The sequence below is a fragment of the Cryobacterium psychrophilum genome, assembly GCF_004365915.1.
Classification (GTDB): domain Bacteria; phylum Actinomycetota; class Actinomycetes; order Actinomycetales; family Microbacteriaceae; genus Cryobacterium; species Cryobacterium psychrophilum.
In genome coordinates, this window is record NZ_SODI01000001.1 from 3,416,166 (window position 1) to 3,431,956 (window position 15,791).

The window sequence follows — 15,791 nt, forward strand, 5'->3', positions numbered from 1 at the left end:
GGTGTCCCTCGCGCGCAAGCACGAGCCATGGCAGCTCGGTAACAGAGCTGCACACAAACCAACTGTTCGCATAAGTATCAAGTTCTAAGGGTGGAAAGCCATGGCGCTAACTCCGGAAGATGTAGTCAATAAGCGGTTCCAGTCGACCAAGTTCCGTGAGGGATACGACCAGGACGAGGTTGACGACTTCCTCGACGAGGTCGTCGTCGAGTTGCGTCGCCTCACACAGGAAAATGAGGACCTCAAGGCCCGCATTACCGCAGACGGCGGCGTCATTGCCGAGACCGTCAGCGCTCCTGCGGCCGTTGCCGCGCCGGAGGCCGTTGTCGAACCCGTCAAGCGGGCCGAGGCAGCACCGGTTGCCGCCGTCGTGCCCGAGCCCATCGACGAGACCGCGGGCACGACCAACCTGCTGCAGCTGGCTCGCCGCCTGCACGAAGAGCACGTGAAGGAAGGCGCTGAGAAGCGCGACGCCCTCATTGCTGAGGGACACGCCACGGCCGCTCGCGTTATCGCCGAGGCCGAAGCCAAGCAGCGCGATCAGATGAAGGTCCTCGACGGGGAGCGTTCGGTTCTGGAAACGAAGATCGAGGATCTGCGTACGTTTGAGCGTGAGTACCGCCTCAAGCTCAAGAGCTACATCGAGGGTCAGCTTCACGATCTCGACGCCACGTCGCCCGTTGGCGCCGGTGTGAAGAGCGACTCGAAGTCCAGCTTCTAGGGCTTTGGCGACTAAGACCCGCACAAAGCGTGGCACTCGAGCGCTGATCATCCTCGCGCTCGTTGCGCTGGGAATCTACGCTCTCGACCAGGTGAGTAAATACCTCGTCGTGGCCAACATGGCCGAGGGAGAAATCGTCCGGGTTCTGAACGGTGTGCTGCAACTGCACTTCGTCCGGAACCCGGGCGCGGCGTTTTCCCTCGCCAGTGGTTCGACGTGGATCTTCTCCATCATCGCCGCTGCGGTCGTCGTCTTCATTATTTGGTTTGCCCGACGTATCCGTTCGCTGACGTGGGGGCTCGTCTTCGGGCTTCTCCTCGGCGGAGTGCTCGGTAATCTCACCGATCGTCTCGTGCGCGAGCCGAGCTTCGGTGAGGGCCATGTCGTCGACTTTCTGTCGACGCCGTGGTTGATCCCGGCCATTTACAACGTGGCCGACATGTCGATCGTCACGAGCATGGTGATCTTCATGATCCTGACCATTCGCGGTATCGGTCTCGACGGCGAAAAGGTCGTCGATGCCAAGTCCGTTAAGGCGACGGATGCCGCCGCCGGGCCGGAGACGCCTCCGGTCGCATCAACGCACGACGAACCAAAGCCTCACAGCGGAATTGCCCCATGACCTCCCAGTCTCGTTCCCTGCACCTCCCCGACGGACTCGAGGGGGTGCGGGTCGACGCCGGCCTGGCCAAGCTGTTCGGATTCTCGCGCAGCTTTGCGGCCGAAATCTGCGAGCTGCACGGCGTTACCCTGGATGGGTCTGTCGCCGGAAAATCAGACCGGCTTCACGCCGGCAGCTGGATCGAGGTCACGTGGCAGACCAAGGAACCCGTGCGCATCGTTCCCATCGCCGTGCCAGACCTCACGGTCGTGTATGACGACGACAGCATCATCGTCATCAATAAGCCGTCCGGTGTCGCAGCCCACCCGAGTATCGGGTGGACTGGACCGACCGTTCCGGGCGCGTTGGCCGCCGCCGGCTACCGAATCGCCACCTCGGGTGCGGCGGAGCGGGCGGGGATCGTGCACCGGCTCGACGTGGGCACCAGCGGTCTCATGGTCGTTGCGAAGTCGGAGATTGCATACACCGCCCTCAAACGCGCCTTCCACGATCGTGAGGTGGAAAAGATCTACCACGCGGTCGTTCAAGGTCACCCTGACCCGCTGGCCGGGACCATCGATGCGCCGATCGGGCGTCATCCCAGTTCGGCCTGGAAATTTGCCGTCACGAGCGAAGGCAAGCACGCCATAACCCACTACGAAACGCTTGAGGCGTTTCCCTCGGCCTCCCTGCTCGAGATTCACCTGGAGACGGGACGCACGCACCAGATTCGGGTGCACATGGCGGCGCAACGGCATCCCTGCGTTGGTGACGCCATGTACGGTGCCGATCCCAGCATCACGGCCAGGCTCGGCCTTGGCCGCCAGTGGCTGCATGCCAAACAACTCGCGTTCACCCACCCTGGATCGAACGAGTGGGTCACGTTCAACGCTCCGTATGCGCCCGACCTCGCGTACGGACTTTCCGTACTACGCGGCGACTAGCCCAAAGAATGAGCACAGTGAGCACTTCTTCGACCTCGGCGGACTCGTTCGTACACCTCCACGTACACAGCGAGTACTCGATGCTCGACGGAGCGGCCAGGGTGAAGCCCCTGATCAACGCGGCGATCGAGCAGAAGATGCCCGCCGTGGCGATCACCGACCACGGAAACGTCTTCGGTGCCTTCGATTTCTGGCGTACCGCGACGGATGCCGGCATCAAGCCGATTATCGGCACCGAGGCCTACATCACGCCCGGCACCGACCGGCGGGACAAGACCCGGGTGCGGTGGGGCACCGGCGCGCAGAACCGTGACGACGTCGGCGGCGCCGGCTCGTACACCCACATGACCCTGCTCTCCGAAAGCACGGAGGGAATGCACAACCTGTTCCGCCTGTCGTCCAAGGCGAGCCTCGAGGGCTACTACTTCAAGCCGCGCATGGACCGCGAACTGCTCAGCGAGTTCTCGACCGGCCTCATCGGCACGACGGGTTGCGTGGGTGGTGAGGTGCAGACCCGCCTGCGCCTCGGACAGTACGAAGAGGCGAAGAAGGCCGCCGGAGACTTTCAAGACATCTTCGGCAAGGAGAACTTCTTCTGCGAGATCATGGACCACGGCATCGACATCGAGCGCCGCACCATGACCGACCTGCTCAAACTGGCCAAGGAACTCGACCTTCCCCTCCTGGCAACGAACGACCTGCACTACACGCACGCGCACGATGCGACCGCCCACGCCGCACTGCTGTGCGTGCAATCCGCATCCACCCTGGACGACCCGAACCGGTTCAAGTTCGACTCGAGCGAGTTCTACCTCAAGTCCGCCGCCCAGATGCGGCACATGTTCAGGGACCACCCGGAGTCGTGTGACAACACGCTGCTCATCGCGGAGCGCTGCGAGGTGGAATTCAACACCAAGGCAAACTACATGCCCCGCTTCCCGTGCCCGGAGGGCGAGAACGAGGAGAGCTGGTTCGTCAAGGAGAACGAGGTCGGGCTCGCCAAACGGTACCCGAACGGCATCCCCGCCGAGGTGCGCAAGCGCGCCGACTACGAAATCGGCATCATCATTCAGATGGGCTTCCCCGGCTACTTCCTCGTCGTGGCCGACTTCATCATGTGGTCCAAGCAGCAGGGCATCCGAGTGGGCCCCGGCCGTGGCTCGGGAGCCGGTTCGATGGTGGCCTACGCGATGGGCATCACCGACCTCGACCCGCTCGTGCACGGCCTGATCTTCGAGCGCTTCCTCAACCCCGACCGTGTGTCCATGCCTGACTTCGATGTCGACTTCGACGAGCGTCGCCGTGGCGAAGTCATCCGCTACGTCACCGACAAGTACGGCGAGGAGCGCGTCGCGCAAATCGTCACCTACGGTACGATCAAGGCCAAGCAGGCGCTCAAGGATGCCAGCCGCGTTCTCGGCTTCCCGTTCGGGATGGGCGACAAGCTCACGAAGGCCATGCCGCCGGCCATCATGGGCAAGGACGTTCCGCTCACCGGAATGTTCGACACGGACCATCCCCGCTACCGCGAGGCGGCCGATTTCCGTGCCGTGATCGAATCCGACCCGGAGGCCAAGACCGTGTTCGACACGGCGCTCGGCCTCGAAAACCTCAAGCGCCAGTGGGGTGTGCACGCGGCCGGCGTCATCATGTCGTCCGACCCGCTGATCGACATCATTCCCATCATGAAGCGCGAGGCCGACGGCCAGGTTGTCACGCAGTTCGACTATCCAGCCTCCGAGGCCCTCGGCCTGATCAAGATGGACTTCCTCGGGCTTCGCAACCTGACGATCATCGATGACACCCTCGACAACATCGAGGTGAACCGTGGCGAACGCCCCATACTCGAGGATCTTGGCCTCGAGGACCCGGCCGCCTACGAACTGCTCGCTCGAGGCGACACGCTCGGCGTCTTCCAGCTCGATGGCGGGCCCATGCGCTCCCTGCTGCGGCTCATGAAACCTGACAACTTCGAAGACATCTCGGCCGTTATCGCCCTGTACCGTCCGGGGCCCATGGGTGCCAACTCCCACACCAACTACGCGCTGCGCAAGACCGGCCAGCAGGAGATCATTCCGATTCACGCGGAACTCGAAGAGGCCCTGTCCGATGTCATCGGCAACACTTACGGCCTCATCGTGTACCAGGAACAGGTCATGTCGATCGCCCAGAAACTTGCCGGGTTCTCCCTCGGCGAGGCTGACCTGCTGCGACGTGCCATGGGTAAGAAGAAGAAGTCCGAGCTGGACAAACAGTTCGAAGGCTTTTCCAACGGCATGAAAGAGAACGGCTATTCCATGGATGCCGTCACGACGGTGTGGAACATCCTGCTGCCGTTCTCGGACTACGCCTTCAACAAGGCCCACTCCGCCGCCTACGGCGTTCTGTCCTACTGGACCGCGTACCTCAAGGCCAAGTACCCGGCCGAGTACATGGCCGCTCTGCTGACGAGCGTGGGGGACTCCCGCGACAAGCTGGCCCTGTACCTCAACGAGTGTCGCCGCATGGGCATCAAGGTGCTCGCCCCCGACGTGAACGAGTCGATCGGTTTCTTCGCCGCCGTGGGCACCGACATCCGCTTTGGGCTCGGTGCGGTGCGAAACGTGGGATTTAACGTCGTTGAGGCCATTCGCGCGACCCGTGAAGCCCAGGGACGCTTCGAGTCCTTCCACGATTTTCTGCGCAAGGTGCCGCTGCCGGTGGCCAACAAGCGCACGATTGAGTCGCTCGTCAAGGCCGGGGCGTTCGACTCGCTCGGGGCCACGCGCCGCGGCATGGTCGAGATCCATGAGTCAGCGGTCGAATCTGCGGTCAAGATCAAGCGGGAAGAGGTCAACGGCAACATCGGTTTCGACTTCGACAGCCTCTTCGATGAGCCGCAGGACACCGACCAGGTGCCGGAGCGGCCCGAGTGGAGCAAGAAGGAGAAGTTGGCGTTCGAACGCGACATGCTCGGCCTGTACGTCTCCGATCATCCGCTCGCGGGGTTGGAGATTCCGCTCGCGAAACACGCCAGCACGTCGATTGCCGACCTGATCGCGTCGGAGACCGCGGAAGACGGCGACACCGTCACGGTGGCGGGCCTGATCACGAGTGTGCAGCATCGCACCGCGAAGAAGTCCGGAAACCAGTACGGCATGATCCAGGTCGAGGACTTCGGCGGTGAGATCACGGCGATGTTCATGGGCAAGGCCTACGTGGAATTCGCGCCCGAGCTGATCAGCGACGCCGTGGTTGTGGTTCGAGGTCGGGTGAGCATGCGGGACGACGGCATGAACCTGCACGCGTTCAGCGTCTTCCAACCCGAGCTGGGGCAGGCATCCGACCAGAGCACCCTCTCGGTGACGCTCGCCGAGGCGCGCGCCACCACGGATACCGTGCAGGCGCTGGGGGAGATCCTGACCCGCCACGCGGGAGACGCCGAGGTGCGGATCAGGCTCGTGAAGGGTGACACGGCGCGGATCTTCGAGCTGCCGCACCGCGTGACCGTGAGCGCTGACCTGTTCGGCGAACTCAAAAGCATCCTCGGACCGAACTGTCTCAGCTAACCGAACTGCCTCAGCACACGTCAAGGATCCCGCCGGTGGTGTTGCTACTTCAGGAGATCCGGCCGGGAGCATCCGCTCGGCCGCGGATTTGCAAGGTGGCCGGGGGCTGTCGACCGCGGATCTCCTGAAGTAGCAACCGGAGGGGGCGGATGCCGAGGGCGCGTTCGGAGTGCGGCGCTGGGTTCGCTGGGTGCCCATCTCCGGGCCGAGGATTGGCCGGTAGGCGGGCTGCGTTGGCGCCCGGAACCGGCGCCAACCGCGCCCGTGAGGGCGCTGGCGGGTTCGTTTGCGGACTTCGGGCGGCAGAATTACTTACTGACGAGTAGCCCCTGGCGGTAGCGCACGTCCGAGCACGTGGTAGCGCTGTTCTGACGAGGGGGTAGCGGCCCGAGCTTGGCGCCCGAGCCGCTCCGGTGTTACTCCCAGTAGCTCTTCTCGGCGCGGGCTTGGTCGTTTCGGTGCTGACGCATGTCGATCTGGCCGAGGTTGATGATGCGGGCGTTGTTGGCGAGGCGGTTCACGATTGAGTCCGCCGCGACGCGGTCGGGCAGCTCGGCGACCCAATGCGCGGGTCCGGTCTGCGAGGCGATCATCGTCGGCAGTCGGTGCTCCCGGTTCGCGAGGATCGCGAACAAGTCGCTGGCTGCGTCGCTGTCAACACCGACGGTCAGGAAATCATCAATGATCAGCAAATCGATGTTGGAGAGCTCGTTCAACAGTTTCTGATGCGCGATGCCGTCGCCGCGAGCGATGACGAGTCTCCGGGCGAGGTCGTCCATCCGGGAGTAGAGAACGGAGTGCTCACTGTGGCAAGCGCCGATGGCCAGCGCGCAGGCGAGGTAGGTTTTCCCGCCACCGGTAGGCGAGATGATGAGCAGGTTGGTCGCATCCAAGCGCCAGTCATGGGCGGCATAGCGCCGCATTCTGACGGCGGTGATGCCGCGTCCCTCGCGGTAGTCGACCTCAGCGACGGTGGCGCCAGGGATGGGGAGGGCTGCCTGGCGGATGAGTTTGTCGACCCGGCTGACGCGTCGGGATTCCAACGCGTCATCGACCGCAGTGAGGAACAGCTGCTCTGGCGTGAGGGTGTCGTTGGCTTCGTCTTGGATGAGTTCCTCCAGCCGGGTCGCGACGTGGGTTACGCGCAGTGCGCGGAACTTGTCATAGTCAACGCTGGTGAACGTCACTTTCCGTCCTCGTTTCGGGCGTAGTGGGAGGCGTCACGGACATAGACGTCCGTGACGGTGTCGCGGAACACGACAGTGCTGCTGCGTTTGCGTGTCGAGGCCGCCGGGGTCACCGGTCGGGGCTTTTTCACGTCACTATCAATGGCCGCCATCAACCGTTTCAGAGTGGAATACGTCGGATGGGCTTTGCGGTTGACGAGGTCTTGGCAGGCGGCCTCCAAGCGTTCTCGGTTGTTCTTGCCGAGGCCGTCGAGGATGTTCTGGCAGGACAGGTATCCTTGCGCTTCGATTGCTTGGCTGTCGAGGATCTGCTCGATCACCGTGACGGTCGCCGGCCCGGCGCTGCGCGCCCGGTCAATGAACCAGCGCCTAGACCACAACCCGTCGATATCGCGGTGCTGCGGCGGAACATGCTCGGGAAGAGTCGAGTACTGGCCCTTCCGACCTGTCAGCCTTGGGTGTTCGCAGATGCTGTCGTTGCCGTCGAAGATCGTCACCCGAGACGATGTCACCCGGACCCGCAGCAGCTTGCCCGCTAGGGCAAAGGGCACGGAATAGCGTTGCGTGTCCGCGGTGACGTGGTAGTTCCGGGCAGCTTTCAACTCTTTCCACTCGACGTCCTCGAACCCGATATCAGGCAGCGAGCCCAAAAGCTCGCGCTCTTCGGTGTCGAAGCGTTCCCACCGGGTGGTGTCGTCGGCGCGGCGAATGTCGTGGTTGATCTCTCGCACCCGTTCCTCGATTGCGGTGTTCAATTCGCTCAGGGTCGTGAAGACATCGTCTTCGAGATAGCCGATGACGCGTTTGTTGACGACGTTCACCGCATTCTCGGCTGATGCCTTGTCGCGCGGCTTTTTCGGTCTGGCCGGGACAATTGCTGTCTGATAGTGGTCAGCGAGTTGCTGATATCGGGCGTTCACGACCCGCTCCGCATCGCCTTGGTGGGTTCGGTGGGTCGACGTCGTCGGGTTGTCCGGCACGATGATCTGCGTGACGCCTCCAAAGAACGCGAATGCGTGAACGTGGGCGTCGAGCCAGGCGGGGGATTTCATATCCGCGTAGGCGCGGCAAAACATCAGCCCCGAAAACGGAAGCACCGCAACGAACAAGATGGCCCGGACCACTTCACCGGTGATGGTGTCGACGATGTCCATCGTGTCGCCGGCCCAGTCCACCAACATCGCCCGTCCCGGCTCGTGGCGGAGCACCGCGACGAGATCGTGGGTGCGAAGATAACCGGTGAACAGGGCGCAGAACTGCGAGTACCCGTACTTCTTGCCCGCATCTGTGGTGTCGACGTAGCGGCGCCAGGCCAGCAGCAACGTGAAGTGCCGGTTTGCTTTCATCGCCGCCAGCACCCGTGCCAGGTCGGGTTGGTCGTACTCGTCTGAGACTTTCCGACGCCCGTCGGGGAACCATTCCGCCAACTCGGTATCACTCACCGTAACGGTCGCGGTCAGGCCCCGAGCCTCGACCTCCTGCCGCACCCGAGCCACGTCGCGATGCGAGCACCCCACGATCTCGACGACGTCGCGGTAGCTGCGCCCCTCGAGCAGCAACCCCAATATTTTCCGATAATCCGCCATGACCCGCCCTTAACAATGGAAGGACAACGCCTTGCGCGTTGTCCTTCCACAGCAGAGCAGATTGGCAGCATCAGCGCTACCGTGTTCCCGGAATCTTGCTACCGTGTCGTCGGACTAGTGCTACCTTCAAGGGCTACTCGCCAACTTACTAAGGTCTATAAAGAAATAGGTGAGCAACTCTCGCGTTTACGTTCGATTCGCGCTAAAATGGGGGTATGTTCACGACGGTGAAGTCCGGAGCTGAGATGGTCGCCCTGCTACTGCAGGCCGGCGAACTCGTCACGGCCGCCCTCGCCGGAGTGCAATTCAGCCTCCTCGATAACGACGATGCACTCAGCGTGATGGGCGCGTTGGAAGCCGTGGGGCGTCGGGTGGATGGTGGCCGGATCAGCTCCGCCGCCAACGTGGCTTTTCGCGCCGACTCCGGCCTCGGTCATGACTCGCTCGCCTGGAAGAACGGATGCCGCGGCAAGTTCGAACTGATCACCGGGGTGACGCGTATCTCGAGTAGCGAGGCGAAACGGCGGATGCGCCTCGGCGGCACCATCACCGGGGTCTCGTCCGCGACCAGCGGCCTGGTCGGGCAAGTCATGCCGGTGCGGCACCCCGCCGTCGCCGAGAGTCTGGCCGCCGGGAACTCGGCATCGACGCCGCCGACGTCATTGTCACCGCACTCGAGCAGATCTCGACCCGGGTCGCCCCGGACGACCTCGACCGGGCCGAACGCGCCCTGGTGGCGTCGGCGACGGGGGCGATCACCCCGGAGACCGAAGGACTCCCGGGTGCCGGGATCGCGTTCAGTGCCGACCTCATTCGGGCGCAGGCCCACGAATGGGCGGCGATGCTCGACCCTGATGGGGCGGCGCCGAGCGACGACAAGACGGCCGCGAAGAGCACGTTCGGGTTCGGGCTCCTGCGGGATGGGCTGTATCCGCTGCGCGGCGGCGTGACGCCCGACCTTCGCGGCGTGATGAACGGGGTGTTCAACACGTTCCTCAGTGCCCACGCGGCACCGGCGTTTCCGTCGGCGGAGGACCAGGCGCGCCTGGAGGCCGGGGAACTCATCCCCGGCGCCGAAGAAGCCGTCGACGACCGCACCGGCGGGGAGAAATGCGCCGACATTCTGCGGGCGGTGTTCGAAAAGACCGCCCGAGACCCGAAAACCCCGACCATGGGCGGCGCGGCGCCCGTCGTGATGGTGCACGTGAACGCCCGCGACCTGAAGAACGGTCGCGGCGTCGGCTGGATCGACGGCGTCGACGCCCCGATCAGCCTCCGCAGCGTAAACCAGCGGCTGTGCGCGGGCGGCTACCGGCAGGTCATCATCGGCGACGACGGCCACGTACTGCACCTGGGAGCGAAGGAACGATTCTTCAGCCCCGCCCAGCGCCGCGCGATCGCCGCCCGCGACGGCGGCTGCGTCATCCCCGGCTGCAAAATCGCCGCCGCCTGGTGCGAGGTGCACCACGTGATTCCGTGGCAATCCCACGGACTGACCGACGTGGAAAACGGTGTGCTGCTGTGCTGGTTCCACCACCACACCATTGACACCGCCGGGTGGGACATCCAGATGATCAACGGCCGGCCCCACCTGCGCGGCCCGGTGCTCTTCGACCCCACCCGAACCTGGCGGCCCGCCGCCACCCACCGCGCCAACACTCCGAGTGCCGATCCGCCGTGGAGCAGATCCAGACAGTAGGTCGAGCCGCCCGAACAGGGTCTCAAATCAGGTCAGCAGTGGAAACCCGTCAGGAACCCCCAGTATTCTGGGATCATGAGACGGATAGAGCCCATCTACAGCACCGCGATCACGGCGGGCAGGGCGCTTTTTGGTTCCCTGCGGGTGCATCCCGCACTCGACGGAGGCCACCACCTGCCAAACCAGGGCGGGGCAGTCCTGGCGATCACCCATTTCGGCTACCTCGACTTCGCGCTCGTGGAGTGGCAGATGTGGAAGCGCAACCGCCGCCATATCCGTTTCATGGCAAAAAAGGGGGCCTTCGACCAACCACTGGTGGGCAGGCTCCTGCGCGGCATGCGCCATATCTCCGTCGACATGACCGCGGGCGCTGCCGCCTATGGCGAGGCGGTAACGGCCCTGCAATCTGGTGAAGTCTTGGGTGTGTTCCCCGAGGGCGGCGTCAACGCCTCGTTCACCGTGCGCGAGCTGAAAACGGGAACGGCGCGGATGGCGGCTGAAGCCGGTGTGCCGATCATCCCGATTGCCGTCTGGGGTGGCCACCGTCTGCTGACCAAGAACCACAAGCCCGTGCTGCGTGAAATCGTCGGCATCCCGGTGCACTTCGCCGTCGGTGAGCCGCTCACGGTAGCGCCGGGCGGCGACATTGCCGCGGCGACGCAAACGTTGCACCTTGCGCTGCAAGGCCTCGTTGATGGGCTGCAGGCGCGCTATCCGGAGTCGGGCGAATCCCGCTGGTGGCAGCCGTCGCACCTGGGAGGCACCGCACCGACGCCGGCCGAAGCTGCCGTTGTCGAGGCCGAGCGTCAGCGTCGCCGGGCCGCCGAACGAGCGAAGTAGGCGTCAGGGACCGCGTCCCGGTGCAGGCAACCGTTAGGCGGCCGCTCCGGGCACCCGATACGTACGCTCGTGGTACAGCAGCGCCTCGTCGTCGGTGCCGATGCCGCCACCTTCAACCTGTACGACCACGACGGCACTGTTGTGCACGAACATACGCTCGACGATACGTCCCACCATCCACGAGGTGACGTCGTTGAGCACGGGCAGTCCGTACGGTCCGGCGTGCCAGTGGTCCCCAACAAATCGCTGCTCGTGGGGGCCGGCGAGCTTTTCGGCCAGGCTTCGGTTGCGGGCGCCGAGCATGTGGATGATGACGCGGTCGTTGTCCACGATGGCCGGCCACGTGCTCGCCGACCGGGCCATGTTGAACGTGGCCAGCGGCGGCACCGCCGAGAGGGAGGCCAGGCTCGTGGCGGTGAAACCCGCAGGGGTTCCGTCGGCCGCGACGGTGGTAACGGCGGCCACACCGGCGGCATGTCGTCGAAACGCATGTTTGAAAGCCGCGAGGTCGAGCGGTGCATTGGGGTCTGACTCCAGCGGGGGAGTCGTGGAAGCGTCGGTAAACCGGGACGCGGTCGTATCATTCATCTCTATCCACAATCTGTTCGATACCCACACTATTCCCGGCGTCAAATGTTCGCCGATAGGCTGGAGTCGATGATTCAGACTATTGACCTCCGCGGAACCCCGAAAACGCCCGCCGCTCTCCTCGCCGCGGTGCCTCGAGCACTGACCAGTGTCACCTCGGCGACCGATATCGCTGCCGAGCTGATCGATGACGTTCGGGCGAGGGGGAAAGTCGCACTGCTCGACCAGGCCGAACGCCTCGATCGCGTGCGGCCGGAGCAGGTTCGCGTGCCGGACTCTGACTTTGCCGATGCGGTGGCCGAGCTCGACCCGGCCGTGCGGGCCGCCGTCGAGGAGACCATTCGCCGGGTACGCCTCGCGAGTGCTGCCCAGGTTCCTCCCATGGTGACAACCACGGTTGACGCCGGCGCGACCATCACCCAGCGCTGGCAGCCCGTCAACCGGGTAGGACTCTACGTTCCGGCAGGAAAGGCCGTCTACCCGTCGAGCGTCGTCATGAACGTTGTTCCGGCGCAGATCGCCGGCGTCTCGTCGATTGCCCTCGCCTCCCCTCCGCAGAGCCGCTTCGGCGGACGCGTCCACCCGACCATCCTCGCCGTCGCAGCCCTGCTCGGGGTTGACGAGGTCTACGCCATGGGCGGCGCCGGTGCCATCGGCGCCCTCGCCTACGGCGTCCCGGACCTCGGGCTGGAGCCCGTGCAGATCGTCACGGGACCCGGCAACGTGTATGTGGCCGCGGCCAAGCGACTCGTTAGAGGCCAGGCCGGAATCGACTCGGAGGCCGGACCCACCGACATCCTGGTGATTGCCGACGAGACCGCCGACCCGCTGCTCGTGGCAGCGGACCTCGTGAGCCAGGCCGAGCACGATGAACTGGCCGCGGCCGTTCTCGTGACGGACTCGGTCGCTCTCGCCGACGCCGTTTCGGCACGCCTCGGCGTGCTCGCGGCATCCACGACCCACAGCGAACGCGTCACGGCGGCACTCACCGGCACACAGTCGGCCATCGTGCTCGTCGACGACCTTCTCGTGGCGGCGGGCTTCAGTAACGCGTTCGGCCCCGAGCACCTGGAAATTCAGACCAGGGAGCCGGAGGTGGTCCTGGCATCGATTCACAACGCCGGCGCCATTTTCCTGGGTGCGCACTCGCCGGTCAGCCTCGGTGACTACTCCGCTGGATCCAACCATGTGTTGCCGACCGGGGGACAATCACGGTTCTCGTCAGCGCTCGGGGCCTACACGTTCCTCCGCCCGCAACAGATCGTCACCTACAGTCGAGAGGCCCTGCGCGCCGTCTCCGCGAACATCGCTGCCTTCTCCGACGCGGAGAACCTTCCGGCCCACGGTGACGCGGTCACCGCCCGGTTCGCACAGGACTGAAGGCAGGCGCGATAGGCTGGGTACACTATGTTTTGTCCGTTCTGTCGTCACCCAGACTCCCGAGTCATAGACTCGCGTACGAGCGACGATGGACTGTCCATTCGCCGCCGCCGCCAATGCCCCGAGTGCGGACGTCGCTTCAGCACAACCGAAACGGCAAGCCTCAACATCATCAAGCGCAGCGGTGTGGTTGAGCCCTTCAGCCGCGAAAAGATCGTGACCGGGGTGCGCAAGGCCTGCCAGGGGCGACCGGTGACCGACTCCGACCTCGCCATGCTGGCGCAGAAGGTCGAGGAGACCATTCGGCAGACCGGCGCGTCACAGATCGACGCGAACGATATCGGTCTCGCGATTCTTCCGCCTCTTCAAAAGCTTGACGAGGTGGCGTACATGCGGTTCGCGAGTGTATACCAGGGCTTCAGTTCCCTCGAAGACTTCGAGGGTGCCATTGCCCAGCTGCGCCGCGAACACGCGAGTGCTGCAGACAGCGCCGCCGCGGCATCCGCTGCCGAGCGGCCCTAACCCGAGACGGCGCATGTACCCCCTTTTCTTTTCCCTCGTACTCAGCCGCCTTGACCCGGAACGCGCCCACCACCTCGCCTTCGCCGTGATCAAGCGCCTGCCGCTGCCGGGAGTCGGCACGCTCGTTGCGCGCCTTACCGCACCACGCACAGACCTCGGCGTGCACGCGCTCGGACTCCACTTCCGATCGCCCTTTGGTGTTGCCGCCGGCTTCGACAAGGACGGCGAAGCCGTGCTCGGCCTCGGTCACCTGGGATTCGGTCACGTGGAAGTTGGAACGCTCACGGCCATCGCCCAGCCCGGAAATCCGCGGCCGCGCCTGTTCAGGCTCATCGCCGATCGCGCCGTGATCAACCGCATGGGGTTCAACAATGGGGGAGCGCTGGCTGCCGTACCGAGGCTCACGCGCATTCGGCAGGCGCCCGGCAGACCGGTGCTCGGAATCAACATCGGCAAGAGCCGGGTCACGTCGGTCGATGACGCGACCGACGACTACCTCACGAGCACCCGACTGCTCGCTCCCCTCGCCGACTACCTCGTCGTCAACGTCAGTTCGCCAAATACTCCCGGACTGCGCGGCCTGCAGGAACTCGACAGACTCGCCCCCCTCCTGACCGCCGTGAAGGCTCATGCGGGTGCGACTCCGCTGCTCGTGAAGATAGCCCCCGATCTCAGCGACGACGAGGTGACCCGCATCTCAGAGCTCGCCGTGTCCCTCGGGCTCGACGGGATCATCGCCACCAACACCACGCTGTCGCGGTCACAGCTGAAAACGGATGCCGCTACCGTGGAAGCCGCAGGGGCCGGCGGCCTCTCCGGAGCACCACTCGCGGAACGTTCCCTCGCCGTTCTCCGGCTGATCCGTACCGTCGTCCCCGATACCTTTTGCGTTATCTCGGTAGGCGGCGTCGAAACGGCCGAGCAGGTTGCCGAGCGCCTCGCGGCCGGCGCTACTCTCGTGCAGGGCTACACGGCGTTCCTCTACCGCGGCCCGCTCTGGGCTCGGCAGATCAACCGCGGCCTGGACCGACTGCTCGCCTGAGCTGGCGTGACGCGAGCCGGCTCGGGGCCGACTCAGAGCAGGTTGAACTTGGCGAGCTGGTTCGCGAGGCTGGAACCGTCCGGTCCGTACACCCACGGGATGTCAGCCGTTCCCTCGATCTCGTCTTTGGAACGGCTCCCGGCAAGCACGGCCTCGCTCGGAGAGAGCTGGCGAATCGCCACCGCCGCCACACTGCCGGGGAACTCGTGCACGAACTCGTTGTAGATGGCTTCGTCGTGCTGCCCGTCATCCCCGACGAGGATCCAGCGCATGTGCGGAAACTCCAGGGCCAGGCGGCGCAGATTGCCGCGCTTGTGCTCGCGCCCACTGCGAAACAGGCGGTCGTGGGTTGGCCCCCAATCGGTGAGCAGTAGCGCACCGGCCGGGTACAGGTTTCGGGACAGAAAACGGGTCAGCGTCGGTGCCACGTTCCAGGCGCCGGTTGAGAGGTAGATGAGCGGTGCGCCCGGAGAGGCAGAGGCGAGGCGTTCCAGAAAAACGGCCATTCCCGGCGTGGGAACCCGCGCATGCTCATCGAGGACAAAGGTATTCCAGGCCGCCAGGAGCGGGCGCGGAAGAGTTGTCACCATGACGGTGTCGTCGACGTCGGACACGATTCCACGTGCTGTGCCGGGATCCACGATGAACAAGGGCGCCTCCTGAACGGCGGAATCCTCGGTGTGGAGGCGGGCAACATGCCAACCGGGTACGAGCGAGACCGGTACGACCGCATCGACCACGCCGCCGCGATCCGCCTCTACCTCGTGGCGTTGGCCGTCGATCTCAATAACCACCGTGACAGCCTTCACGGGCACGCTCGTGAAGCTGCGCCAGCCACGGATACCGGCATCGCGTCCATCGCTGCGTGGCTTCTTCTTCGGGGGCGCGGCACCGGCCTTATCCGGCCTGGCCAGGAGAACGCGACAGAGGATGCGCACCCAGCCGGTCGATCCATAACCGGTGAACGGGATAACCGTCGGTCGATACCCACGCTTGCGGGCGCAAACCTCTCGGCGGTCGTGCAGCCAGTCTTCGATTCGCGCCGCTCGGTGCATCATCTGAGCGGGAGTGAGCGCGATCGGCGTCTTGTCTCGGGACTCTGGCACCCCTTCAGTCTCTCACGTGCGGGGCCA

Annotated in this window: 14 protein-coding genes; 9 read left to right on the forward strand and 5 right to left on the reverse strand. The window is 64.7% G+C overall.

The genetic code is table 11. The annotated features are described in order from the left end of the window. Nucleotides 1–100: 100 nt before the first annotated feature. The 4 genes from EDD25_RS16100 to dnaE all read left to right on the forward strand — a co-directional run bounded on the left by EDD25_RS16100 (nucleotide 101) and on the right by dnaE (nucleotide 5,814). Complete coding sequence (locus EDD25_RS16100) at nucleotides 101–721, forward strand: DivIVA domain-containing protein (protein WP_134174759.1); 621 nt, start codon at nucleotides 101–103, stop codon at nucleotides 719–721. Between the two features lie 4 nt (nucleotides 722–725). After that, nucleotides 726–1,343, forward strand: coding sequence for a signal peptidase II (gene lspA, locus EDD25_RS16105; RefSeq protein WP_241986399.1), 618 nt, complete (start codon nucleotides 726–728; stop codon nucleotides 1,341–1,343). Continuing rightward, nucleotides 1,340–2,266, forward strand: coding sequence for an RluA family pseudouridine synthase (locus EDD25_RS16110; RefSeq protein WP_134174761.1), 927 nt, complete (start codon nucleotides 1,340–1,342; stop codon nucleotides 2,264–2,266). The genes lspA and EDD25_RS16110 overlap by 4 nt, the downstream gene beginning before the upstream one ends. Nucleotides 2,267–2,346: 80 nt before the next feature. Next, nucleotides 2,347–5,814, forward strand: coding sequence for a DNA polymerase III subunit alpha (gene dnaE, locus EDD25_RS16115; protein ID WP_241986403.1), 3,468 nt, complete (start codon nucleotides 2,347–2,349; stop codon nucleotides 5,812–5,814). A gap of 416 nt (nucleotides 5,815–6,230) precedes the next feature. Here the strand turns inward: dnaE and EDD25_RS16120 are convergent, their stop codons facing one another. The 3 genes from EDD25_RS16120 to EDD25_RS16130 all read right to left on the reverse strand — a co-directional run bounded on the left by EDD25_RS16120 (nucleotide 6,231) and on the right by EDD25_RS16130 (nucleotide 9,174). After that, a complete protein-coding gene (locus tag EDD25_RS16120) occupies nucleotides 6,231–7,001 on the reverse strand; it encodes an ATP-binding protein (RefSeq protein ID WP_134172691.1) in 771 nt (256 codons plus the stop codon). Next, nucleotides 6,998–8,587, reverse strand: a complete 1,590-nt coding sequence (istA, locus tag EDD25_RS16125) for an IS21 family transposase (RefSeq protein ID WP_134172690.1) — start codon at nucleotides 8,585–8,587, stop codon at nucleotides 6,998–7,000. The genes EDD25_RS16120 and istA overlap by 4 nt, the downstream gene beginning before the upstream one ends. Before the next feature lie 257 nt (nucleotides 8,588–8,844). Next, nucleotides 8,845–9,174 (reverse strand): hypothetical protein, encoded by a 330-nt coding sequence (locus EDD25_RS16130; RefSeq protein ID WP_134174765.1) that lies wholly within the window; start codon nucleotides 9,172–9,174, stop codon nucleotides 8,845–8,847. Nucleotides 9,175–9,230: 56 nt separating this feature from the next. Here EDD25_RS16130 and EDD25_RS16135 point away from each other — a divergent pair, with 56 nt between their 5' ends. Continuing rightward, nucleotides 9,231–10,286 (forward strand): HNH endonuclease signature motif containing protein, encoded by a 1,056-nt coding sequence (locus EDD25_RS16135; RefSeq protein ID WP_134174767.1) that lies wholly within the window; start codon nucleotides 9,231–9,233, stop codon nucleotides 10,284–10,286. A gap of 75 nt (nucleotides 10,287–10,361) precedes the next feature. Continuing rightward, a complete protein-coding gene (locus EDD25_RS16140) occupies nucleotides 10,362–11,126 on the forward strand; it encodes a lysophospholipid acyltransferase family protein (protein ID WP_134174769.1) in 765 nt (254 codons plus the stop codon). 33 nt (nucleotides 11,127–11,159) lie between these two features. Here EDD25_RS16140 and EDD25_RS16145 read toward each other — a convergent pair whose 3' ends face one another. Next, the gene (locus tag EDD25_RS16145) at nucleotides 11,160–11,714 is read right to left on the reverse strand and encodes a flavin reductase family protein (protein WP_134174771.1); all 555 of its coding nucleotides are present in this window, start codon (nucleotides 11,712–11,714) and stop codon (nucleotides 11,160–11,162) included. Between the two features lie 69 nt (nucleotides 11,715–11,783). Between EDD25_RS16145 and hisD the strand changes: the two genes are divergently transcribed. From hisD to EDD25_RS16160, 3 genes are read left to right on the forward strand one after another with little or no spacing between them, the layout of a single operon-like run. Continuing rightward, complete coding sequence (hisD, locus tag EDD25_RS16150) at nucleotides 11,784–13,094, forward strand: histidinol dehydrogenase (RefSeq protein ID WP_134174773.1); 1,311 nt, start codon at nucleotides 11,784–11,786, stop codon at nucleotides 13,092–13,094. Between the two features lie 27 nt (nucleotides 13,095–13,121). Then, nucleotides 13,122–13,616, forward strand: a complete 495-nt coding sequence (nrdR, locus tag EDD25_RS16155; RefSeq protein WP_134174775.1) for a transcriptional regulator NrdR — start codon at nucleotides 13,122–13,124, stop codon at nucleotides 13,614–13,616. A 13-nt stretch (nucleotides 13,617–13,629) separates the two neighbouring features. Then, complete coding sequence (locus EDD25_RS16160) at nucleotides 13,630–14,658, forward strand: quinone-dependent dihydroorotate dehydrogenase (RefSeq protein ID WP_134174777.1); 1,029 nt, start codon at nucleotides 13,630–13,632, stop codon at nucleotides 14,656–14,658. Nucleotides 14,659–14,690: 32 nt separating this feature from the next. Here the strand turns inward: EDD25_RS16160 and EDD25_RS16165 are convergent, their stop codons facing one another. Then, nucleotides 14,691–15,716 (reverse strand): App1 family protein, encoded by a 1,026-nt coding sequence (locus EDD25_RS16165; RefSeq protein ID WP_241986380.1) that lies wholly within the window; start codon nucleotides 15,714–15,716, stop codon nucleotides 14,691–14,693. Nucleotides 15,717–15,791: the final 75 nt, after the last annotated feature.